The sequence below is a fragment of the Faecalibacterium tardum genome (assembly GCF_040096515.1).
Classification (GTDB): Bacteria; Bacillota; Clostridia; order Oscillospirales; family Ruminococcaceae; genus Faecalibacterium; species Faecalibacterium tardum.
On record NZ_JBBMEO010000003.1, the window covers coordinates 215,061 to 224,541 of the forward strand.

General features: G+C 59.4%; 8 protein-coding genes. 6 read left to right on the forward strand and 2 right to left on the reverse strand.

Going from position 1 to position 9,481, the window contains the following annotated elements; all coding sequences use genetic code 11:
• Genes yihA through hslO form a run of 3 tightly spaced genes read left to right on the forward strand, consistent with a single transcriptional unit; the run spans window position 1 to window position 2,275 of the window.
• Window positions 1–603, forward strand: a complete 603-nt coding sequence (gene yihA / locus WMO44_RS04655; RefSeq protein WP_005924021.1) for a ribosome biogenesis GTP-binding protein YihA/YsxC — start codon at window positions 1–3, stop codon at window positions 601–603.
• 4 nt (window positions 604–607) lie between these two features.
• The gene (locus tag WMO44_RS04660; protein WP_349151900.1) at window positions 608–1,357 is read left to right on the forward strand and encodes a class I SAM-dependent DNA methyltransferase; all 750 of its coding nucleotides are present in this window, start codon (window positions 608–610) and stop codon (window positions 1,355–1,357) included.
• 3 nt (window positions 1,358–1,360) lie between these two features.
• Window positions 1,361–2,275, forward strand: coding sequence for an Hsp33 family molecular chaperone HslO (gene hslO / locus WMO44_RS04665; protein WP_349151901.1), 915 nt, complete (start codon window positions 1,361–1,363; stop codon window positions 2,273–2,275).
• A 230-nt stretch (window positions 2,276–2,505) separates the two neighbouring features.
• Here hslO and WMO44_RS04670 read toward each other — a convergent pair whose 3' ends face one another.
• A complete protein-coding gene (locus WMO44_RS04670) occupies window positions 2,506–3,642 on the reverse strand; it encodes a sporulation protein YqfD (protein WP_349151902.1) in 1,137 nt (378 codons plus the stop codon).
• Window positions 3,643–3,651: 9 nt separating this feature from the next.
• Window positions 3,652–3,939 (reverse strand): YabP/YqfC family sporulation protein, encoded by a 288-nt coding sequence (locus tag WMO44_RS04675; RefSeq protein ID WP_170126622.1) that lies wholly within the window; start codon window positions 3,937–3,939, stop codon window positions 3,652–3,654.
• Window positions 3,940–4,015: 76 nt separating this feature from the next.
• Here WMO44_RS04675 and WMO44_RS04680 point away from each other — a divergent pair, with 76 nt between their 5' ends.
• The 3 genes from WMO44_RS04680 (at window position 4,016) to pheT (ending at window position 8,936) form a co-directional block, all read left to right on the forward strand.
• The gene (locus WMO44_RS04680; protein WP_349151903.1) at window positions 4,016–5,137 is read left to right on the forward strand and encodes a hypothetical protein; all 1,122 of its coding nucleotides are present in this window, start codon (window positions 4,016–4,018) and stop codon (window positions 5,135–5,137) included.
• 346 nt (window positions 5,138–5,483) lie between these two features.
• Entirely contained in the window at window positions 5,484–6,506 is a 1,023-nt protein-coding gene (pheS, locus tag WMO44_RS04685; RefSeq protein ID WP_055185221.1) for a phenylalanine--tRNA ligase subunit alpha, read from the forward strand.
• Window positions 6,507–6,524: 18 nt separating this feature from the next.
• On the forward strand, window positions 6,525–8,936 hold the full coding sequence (gene pheT, locus WMO44_RS04690; RefSeq protein ID WP_349151904.1) for a phenylalanine--tRNA ligase subunit beta: 2,412 nt from the start codon (window positions 6,525–6,527) through the stop codon (window positions 8,934–8,936).
• Window positions 8,937–9,481: the final 545 nt, after the last annotated feature.

Below are 9,481 nucleotides of genomic sequence, written 5' to 3' on the forward strand. Positions count from 1 at the left end.
ATGATCTTCAATAAAGCAGATTTTATTGCCAGCTATGGCATTTCCAGCCAGCTGCCCGAGAGTGATCGCCCGGAGCTGAGCTTTTCGGGGCGCTCCAACGTGGGCAAATCCAGCCTCATCAACAAGCTGTGCAGCCGCAAAAATCTGGCGCGCGTGTCCAGTACGCCGGGCAAAACAGCTACCATCAACTTCTATTCGGTGGATGATTGCTACTTTGTGGATCTGCCGGGCTACGGCTACGCCAAGGTGAGCAACGCCGACCGCGAGCGCTGGGACGACCTCATCAACAGCTACTTCGAGGCACCCCGCCACCACACCCTGCTGGTGCAGCTGCTGGACTGCCGCCACGCCCCCAGCGCGGACGATTTGCAGATGCTGCGCTATCTGCACTACCACCGCATCCCCTATGTGGTGGCGCTGACCAAGGCGGATAAACTGAAAAAGAGCCAGCTTGCCAAAACGCAGGAGGACTTTGAAAACATCTGCCGCCCCTACGGTTGCCAGAAAGTGGTGCTGACCAGCGGCGAAAACGGCTACGGCATCCCGGAGCTGCAGGCGGTGCTCAACGCCGCAGTGGCTGCGGAAAACGAGGAAGCGGAGTAACGCCATGGCTTACAACGAATTTGCCTATTTTTACGATGAATTCAACGGCGAGGCAGACTACGACGCCCTGTACAGCCAGATCCATGCAAAGCTGGAAGCCCACGGCATCCATGACGGCATTGTGGCCGACCTTGGCTGCGGCACCGGGGAACTGACCCTGATGCTGACGCAGGCGGGCTACGATATGATCGGCATCGACCAGTCGGAGGAGATGCTCTGCGTGGTGCGGGATAAGGCCGAGCAGCTGGGACTTTCCGGTCGTTTGCTGCTGCTCCGGCAGGACCTGCTCAAGCTGGATCTTTACGGCACCATCCGGGCAGCAGTATCCACCTTTGACACCTTCAACCACATCCCGGATCTGGATACCGCCATTGCCAATGCGGGTTTTTTTATGGAAAAAGGCGGCGTGTTCCTGTTTGATATGAACACCCCCTATAAGCATCAGAAGGTTCTGGGCGATAACGCATTTACCTTTGAGGAAGAGGATGCCTCCTGCGTGTGGCGCAACCACTATAACGCCGCCGACCGCAAGGTGGAGATCACGGTGGACATTGATTATCACGAGACCGGCGAGCATTTCCACGAGGAATTCTGCGAGTATACCTATGATCTGGATACTATTCGTGCATCGCTGGAAAAGCACGGCTTTGCGCTGGAAACAGTCTGCGATGGTGAAACCTTTGGCCCGCTGACCGAGGAAAGCCAGCGCTACTTCTTCTGCGCAACAAAACAGTATACACAACTGGAGGGATAACCTATGGCAAACCTGATCCGCGGCCTGTCCGAGAACGGCGGTGTCGTGTTCTGCGGTGTGGATTCCACCGAGATCGTCCGTAAAGCAGAAAAGCTTCACACCACAAGCGCTACCTGCAGTGCGGCACTGGGCCGTCTGCTTACGGGCGCGACCCTGATGGGCTCTATGCTCAAGGACGACCGCGACCGCATCACCCTGCGTGTGGCGGGCGGCGGCCCTGCGGGCGTGCTCATTGCCTGCACCGACGGCACCGGCAACGTGAAGGGCTGCATCGACAACCCACTGGTGGAGCTGCCCGCCAAAGCCAACGGCCATTTGGACGTGGGCACTGCCGTGGGCAAGGATGGCGTGCTGACCGTCATCCGCGATAACCGCCTGCAAAAGGAGCCCACAGTCGGGCAGGTGCCGCTGGTATCCGGTGAGATCGCCGAGGATCTGACCAGCTACTATGCCTACAGCGAGCAGGTGCCCACCGTGATGGCGCTGGGCGTTTTGGTGGACAAGGACCTGTCCATCCTCTGCGCAGGTGGCTTTATGGTGCAGCTGCTGCCCGGCGCTACCGATGCTGAGATCGACCAGCTGGAAAAGAACATCAACGCCATGCCCTCTGTCACCGAGCTGCTCCATGCCGGTAAGACCCCCGAGGACATGATGCAGATGGCGCTGGCGGGCTTTGCCCCCAACGTGCTGGACGAGCGCACGGTGCAGTACCAGTGCGATTGCAGCGCCGAGCGCACCAAGGAGATGCTGCTCAGCCTTGGCCGTGCAGAGCTTGTGCGTATGCGGGACGAGGACCCCAACTGTGAGGTGGTGTGCCACTTCTGCCACAGCAAGTACCAGTACGACCTGAACGCCCTGCTTGCTGAGTACGATGCACAGGCTGCACAGGCCGCTGAAGCCGAACATTCCGTACAATAAAAAATTTTGCTTTTCAAAAGGCGGCTGCGCAGTTGTGTGCAGCCGCCTTTTTTGCTTCTGCGCTTCTGAATCGAGTTGCTTTTACAGCTGCCGTTTTCCGTCACACTCCCTCCCGTGAAAAGACCGGTCTGGAAAATCCGCAGATTTTCCAGACCGGTAAATAAACATTGATCTTTCCGGTGAGCATGGTCAGAGCAAAGCGGAGACCATTCCAAACCATCTGGCTTTTGCTATGTGCAAATGTCTGCCGCCACGGTATACACCGCATTGTAATGCAGTGTTTCCTCCTGCACGGTGCATGCCTCCCGACGGGCGAGGATGTCGGCATCCGGGAAAGCATCGTGCAGCGCCCGCAGCCCTTGCAGCCGTGCCAGCGTAAGCGCCTGCGCCTCGGTACGGTACAGCGTTTTTTGCTGCTGCCCGTAATAGGTGGTCTCCTCCACCGCACATGGCAGGGGCAGACCAAAAACCTCTAATTGCAGATGCCGGGTGCGGTATAGCCCGTCCCCCTCGGGCGCGGAGGGCGAAAGTGCGGCAGAATGCCCGGCAAAAAACAGCCGGTAATTCGCTTTATTTGCGCCGGTCAGCTGCGGCAGGGTCTCTGCCAGCGGAATGCTTTGATTTGTCTCCCATTCCAGCTGTGCCACTACCGTGCCTGCCGCCGGGGCAAAGATCAAGGTGCCGTCCCGCTCGCTGCGCGCCGTGCCAATCAACCCCTGTCCGGCTTCCACAGTCTGCCCGGGCACTACCAGCATGGTTCCGCTGGCAAGATTTGTACGCAGCACCGTTCCGTTGCACTTTGCCCGCAGCCCATGCAGAGTGCCTGCGGCGATCTCGGGCCGTGCACGGGCAGGAGCAGCTTCTACCGCAAGCCTGCCTTTTTCAAAATTCAGGCTTGCCCATGAGAACTCGCCGCTTTCCAGCAGGGCGTACTCTCCGGTGCGCAGCAGCTCCTCGATTACGACAGTGCCGGGCTGCAAACCGCAGCTGCGCAGCACTGCACTCGCCCGCGCCTGCTGCCCGGTGGTCAGGCTGCTGTAGTCCACCGCCCATATAAGCCCTTGCAGCCAGAGCAGTATCAGCCCCCAAGCGGCTAACCCGGTCCATAACCCCTTGCGCCGCAGCAGCGGACGCAGCAAAAAATATAGCCCTTTCCGTTTATCCACCCGCAGCCGCACCCGCCTGTGCCGGGCAAGGGCTACAAGTCGCCGGTACCGCCATGCTGCGCAATGGGCACAAAAGCCGCCGGGCCGGGCAGAGATGCCATACAAATGCAGCCCTTGCCCGGCGGCATCGGTCAAAAGCGCCTCGGGGCTGCCGTTCCGGGCGGTAAAGCGCACTCCGGCCCAAAGGCTTGCAGCTTCCATGACGGCCTCCTATTCATCGGAAAAATCGGTGCGCAAAAACTGCCCCTGCACCGTCAGCCGTGCGGCGGTCAGGGTGCAGATGCGCAGCCCGCTGCCGTATACTGTGAACCGCCCCTTCGCCAGCCGCAGACACAGCTTGTTTTCATCAAAGAACAACACCGTGCAAAAATGCTCTATCTCCATCCGGTCGCCGCTCAGGTATACGGCAGGGCGGCTGTAAAACCCGGGCGGCGGCTGTCGGAACAGCCCGCGCAGCCAGTCGCCCGGGGTGCGCCGGTCGTGGTGTGCTCTGGCCATCTTTGTCCCTCCCGTCCCGCGCCTTGTACATTGCACAGCCCATGCTTCCATATATATGGAGGGGGAGGGCGTGCTTATGAGTAAAAGCTGCAAACCGCTGCATCCGGGGCTTTTTTTGCTGGGTGCAGCCACGGCGGCGCTGGTATTTGCCGCGCCGCAGACCTGTGCGGATGCCTTGCGGCAGGGTCTTGCGCTCTGCGGCGGGCCGCTGCTGGTGTCGCTGTTTCCGTTTCTGGTGGTGTCGGCGCTTATCATGCGCAGCGGTGCGGGCGAGGTGCTGGGCGTGCTGCTCTGGCCGGTGGTGCGTTGTATCGGTCTGCGCAGCCGCAGCGCGGGCAGTGTGCTGCTCATCGGCCTTGTGGGCGGCTTTGCTCCTGCCGCCGCCGCTGCTGCCGAGGCAGTCCGCAGCAGGGAGCTGACCCCGCAGGAAGCTTCAGCTCTGTTGCCTGCCTGCATCTGCTCCGGGCCATCCTTTGTCATCCTGACGGTAGGGGAGCAGCTGCTGGGCAGCCGCACAGCGGGGGTGTGCCTGTTTGCTGCACAGGTGCTGGCGGGCTGGCTGACGGCGGCGCTGCTCTGCCGTGTCCGCGGCATACCGGAGCCTTTGACCGTGCCGCTCGCTGCCGCGCAAGCAGAACCGCCGCCCGCGCTGGATGCCATCCTTGCACAGGCGGCGGTGACCTACCTGAAATTATGCGGCTTTGTGCTGTATTTCCGGCTGTTGGCGGCAGGCTGTGGGCTGCTGCTGCCTGCGGCGCTTGCACCCTTTCCGGCGATGCTGCTGGAGGTGTGCTCCGGCTGCGACTACGCCGCCCGCACCGGTCTGTGGGCAAGCGGGCTGTGCTGCGCCGCGCTCAGCGTGCAGGGCGCATCGGTGTTGCTGCAAGTGCGCACCCTCTGCCCGCCGGAGGTCTCGTTCAAACCCTTATTATGGGGCAGGGCACTGCACCTGCCGCTTTCGCTGGCGCTGTTTTATCTGGGCTTGCCGGAGCGTGCCGTGGAAAGCTTCAATACCCTGTGCGCCCGTGTAGTGCCCATGCGGCGCGTGCCGACAGATTGTGCCCTGCTGGTGTTCGCGGTGTGCTGCATAACAGCCTGCGAGTCCTGCCGCCTGACCGAAAAGAGGGCGCAAAACGCAACTCCAACAAACAAAAACCGCTCTGCGGCTTGCAAACCGCCGCAAAATGTGGTAACATAACTCTTGGTTATCATAATACCAAACGCAGCGACGGAGAGAGTAGGCGCTGTCTGCACGGCAAAGAGAGAAGCTTCACCGGCTGAAAGGGCTTCCATGTGCGGCAGGGGCTGAAGTTCGCTCCCGAGCGGTCTGCGCGAACGATGCGGACGCATCTATTAGCACAGGACGGTTGCGCCCCGTTACGGCGTTTGAGTGCCGTCTGCCTTTGTGCGGACGGAAACCGGGTGGTACCGCGGAGCAGAAATGGTCACAGCTTCGTCCCTTTTGCCTGAGCAGTCGGGCAGGGGACGGAGCTTTTTTGTTGTACTCCGCTCCATGAACACAAAGAATAAAGGAGAGAAAATCCATGCAAGCAATGATCGATGAGCTGGCCAAGCAGGCCGCTGAAAGCCTTGGTCAGGTGTCCAGCAAGGAGACGCTGGCTTCCTTCTGGCAGGAATACCTCAGCAAAAACGGCAAGATCCCTGCCCTGATGAAGAATCTGCGCACCGTTGCGCCGGAAGAGCGCCCCGCCATGGGCAAGATCATCAACGAACTCAAGCAGAAGGTGCAGGCAGACTACGATGCCGCCGCCGAGGCCGTGAAGCAGGCAGAACTTGCTGCCCGCAACGCCGCCGAGACGGTGGATATCACCCTGCCCGCCAAGACTCGCTCTGTGGGCGGTCTGCACCCGTTGACGCTGGTCACCAACCAGATCATCGACGTGTTCTCCGGCATGGGCTTTGCCGTGGCAGATGCCCCGGAGATCGAGGATGACGACCACAACTTCACCCGCTTGAACGTGCCCAAGGATCACCCCGCCCGCGATATGCAGGATACCTTCTATCTGTCCGATGAATTCCTGCTGCGCACCCAGACCTCCGGCGGTCAGATCCGCACCATGGACAGCCAGAAGCCGCCCATCAAGGTGCTGATCCCCGGCCGCGTGTTCCGCTCTGACTCGGACGCTACCCACAGCCCCATGTTCCACCAGATGGAAGGCCTGGTCGTGGATAAGGGCATCACGCTGGGCGATTTGCAGGGCGCGCTGAACACCTTCGTGCAGAAGATGTTCGGTGCCGATACCCGCACCCGTCTGCGTCCCTCCTACTTCCCGTTCACCGAGCCCAGCGTGGAGGTGGACGTAAGCTGCTTCGAGTGCCACGGCAAGGGCTGCCCCCTGTGCAAGCACACCGGCTGGATCGAGGTGCTGGGCGGCGGCGTTGTCAACCGCAAGGTGCTGGAGAACTGCAACATTGACCCGGACGAGTACTCCGGCTTCGCCTTTGGCATCGGCATCGAGCGTATCGCCATGCTGAAGTACGGCATCAACAACATCGGTCTGATGTTCGAGAATAATCTGCAGTTCCTCAAGCAGTTCCACGAATAAGAGGGGAGAGAACAAACAATGAAAGTACCTTTCAGTTGGTTAAAAGAATTCGTTGATATCGATGTTACCGCACAGGAACTGGAGGAGAAGCTGTTCTCCTGCGGCTTCGAGGTGGAAGAGCTCATCCCGCTGGATGCTGGCATCAGCAAGGTGGTCGTCGGCAAGATCGTGGAGATGGAAAAGCAGGAGGGCACCCATCTGACCAAGTGTGTGGTGGACTGCGGCGCTTACGGCCACGAGATCCGCATCAGCACCGGTGCCGCTAATATGAAGCTGGGCGATTGCGTGCCCACCGCACTGGATGGCTCCACTCTGCCCGGCGGTATCACCATCAAGGCCCGCAAGATGCAGGGCGTGGAGTCCAACGGTATGCTGTGCTCCGGCGCAGAACTGGGTCTGAACGATGACCTGTTCCCGGGCTCTGAGGTCTACGGCCTGCTCATCCTGCCCGAGGACTCTGTCCCCGGCACCGACATTGCCCCGGTGGTGGGTCTGGACGACTACATCTTCGATATCTCTATCACCGCCAACCGCCCGGACTGCCAGTCTGTTCTGGGCATTGCCCGCGAGGTGGCTGCGGTTCTGGGCAAGCCCCTGCATATGCCCGCCATGGACTACAAGGCCGTCTGCGAGCCGGACGCTCCCATCACCGTCAAGGTGGAAGCACCGGAGTTGTGCCCTCGCTATATGGCACACTATGTCCGCAACATCCGCATGGGCGAGTCTCCCCGCTGGATGAAGCGCCATCTGGCACTGTGCGGCCTGCGCTCCATCAGCAACGTGGTGGATATCACCAACCACACCCTGCTGGAAATGGGTCAGCCCATGCACGCCTTTGACCTGAACAAGGTCGCCGGCCGCACTATTGATGTGCGCCGCGCCCACGAGGGCGAAAAAATCGTCACGCTGGACGAGAAGGAATTCACCCTGAACCCCAACAATCTGGTCATTTGCGATGCCGAAAAGCCGGTGGCACTGGCCGGTATCATGGGCGGCGCAAACTCCGGCATGGACGATAACACCACCAGCCTGCTGTTCGAGTGCGCTACCTTTGCCCGCGACAGCGTGCGTAAGACCAGCCGTGCACTGGGTCAGAACAGCGATTCCTCTGCCCGCTACGAGAAGGGCGTGGATCGCTATTCTCCGCAGCTGGGTCTGGCACGCGCTCTGCACCTGATCCAGCAGCTGGATTGCGGTGATATCACTACGCTGGAATACGATCTGACCGATGGCCGCCCGCTGGAGCGCAAGCACATCGTCACCACCCCGGCAAAGATCTGCGCCGTGCTGGGCATTACCGTGCCCGACCAGACCATGATCGACATCCTGCAGCGTCTGGAGTTCACCGTGGATGTGCAGGCCGATGGCAGCTGGGATGTGTCCGCACCCCTGTACCGCGATGACGTGGAAAGCTTCCCGGACCTGGCCGAGGAGGTCATCCGTGAGTACGGCTACGACCATATCGTGCCCACCTTCCTGAACACTGCCTCCGTTACCAACGGCGGCCTGAACTACGACCAGAAGCAGCAGCTCAAGACCAAGCGTCTGCTGGCTGCACAGGGCTTCTACGAGGCCTCCACGCTGGCTTTCTACTCCAACGCTGAGCTGGATATGCTGCATATCCCCGCCGAGGACGAAGCCCGCAAGGCTATCCGCATCCTGAACCCCATCAGCGAGAACCTGTCCATCATGCGCACCCTGCTGACCCCCTCCATGCTGAACGTCATCGTGGACAACCTGAAAAAGGGCAACGCCGAGGGTCGCCTGTTCGAGATGGCACCGGTCTATCTGGCTAAGGAGCTGCCCATCAATGAGCACCCCCACGAGCGCCAGACTCTCTGCATCGGTGCCTTCGGCCCTGAGGAGGACTTCTTCACCGTCAAGGGCGCTCTGGAGGCACTGGCAGCCGGCTTCGGTCTGACCTTCGACTATCAGCGCGAGACCGCCGCATGGCTGCACCCCGGCATCAGTGCCGCCGTGTACTGCAACGGTAAGCGTCTGGGCGTGTTCGGCAAGCTTGCCAACGAGATCAACGCTGAGCTGGAGATCGCCAAGGAGCAGAAGGACAGCCAGAATATCTATCTGGGTGAGCTGGACTACGAGGCACTGATGTCCTGCGTAGAGGGCGAGCTGCGCTATAAGCCCCTCAGCCCCTATGCACCGGTCAAGCGCGATCTGGCTCTGGTCTGCAACGAGACTGTGTCCTGCGGCGAGATCGAGGAGACCATCCGCAAGGCCAGCCCGCTGGTCAGCGAGGTCAAGCTGTTCGATATCTATCGCGGCGCTAACCTTGGCGAAGGCAAAAAGAGCATGGCTTTCAGCCTGTCCCTGTCTGATCCCAAGAAGGAAGTCTCTGCTGAGGAAGTGGAGCGCGTGGTCAAGAAGATCCTCGGCAACCTGAAGTTCAAGCTGGGTATCGAGATCCGCTGAGCATATTATATAAGTAATTATATATAGACCCAAGGCCGTCTGTGCAGTGCATGGACGGCCTTTTTGTATGGGGGAGAGGAGATGAACACAATATAAGTGAAGCAAACTCAATTTTCTTTTAAAAAAGATGTCAAAAAGTGTTGACAACTGTCCCGGGGTGTGGTATTATACTTAAGCGCCAAGCGCTGAGACAAAAGAATGACTTCTAAAACCTCAGCAGGAAGCCTTTGAAAAGAACCAATAGACGCTGAAAAGTTCAAAAGCTTCTCAAAAAAGTGCTTGACAAAAAACCGCTTCTGTGGTAAAATAATCAAGTCGCCAGCCGCAAGGCTGCGGCGCACAGGACCTTGAAAATTGAACAATATCGAAAGAACTTGTAACGGAACCTATATTCGTGTTGGAAAAACACGGTAAACAATTCCAAACAAAAGTAATTCACACAGGACGCAAGCGATTGCGTGCTGAGCGAAACAAGATTTAACACTTTTAAGTGATAAATATCATTTATAAAGAGTTTGATCCTGGCTCAGGACGAACGCTGGCGG

Bases quoted from the DNA above. Each gene is read 5' to 3' on its own strand.
- hslO (WP_349151901.1), top strand. From the start codon at position 1,361: ATGGCAAACCTGATCCGCGGCCTGTCCGAGAACGGCGGTGTCGTGTTC.
- WMO44_RS04670 (WP_349151902.1), bottom strand. From the start codon at position 3,642: ATGGAAGCTGCAAGCCTTTGGGCCGGAGTGCGCTTTACCGCCCGGAAC.
- yihA (WP_005924021.1), top strand. From the start codon at position 1: ATGATCTTCAATAAAGCAGATTTTATTGCCAGCTATGGCATTTCCAGC.
- WMO44_RS04660 (WP_349151900.1), top strand. From the start codon at position 608: ATGGCTTACAACGAATTTGCCTATTTTTACGATGAATTCAACGGCGAG.
- pheT (WP_349151904.1), top strand. From the start codon at position 6,525: ATGAAAGTACCTTTCAGTTGGTTAAAAGAATTCGTTGATATCGATGTT.
- pheS (WP_055185221.1), top strand. From the start codon at position 5,484: ATGCAAGCAATGATCGATGAGCTGGCCAAGCAGGCCGCTGAAAGCCTT.
- WMO44_RS04680 (WP_349151903.1), top strand. From the start codon at position 4,016: ATGAGTAAAAGCTGCAAACCGCTGCATCCGGGGCTTTTTTTGCTGGGT.
- WMO44_RS04675 (WP_170126622.1), bottom strand. From the start codon at position 3,939: ATGGCCAGAGCACACCACGACCGGCGCACCCCGGGCGACTGGCTGCGC.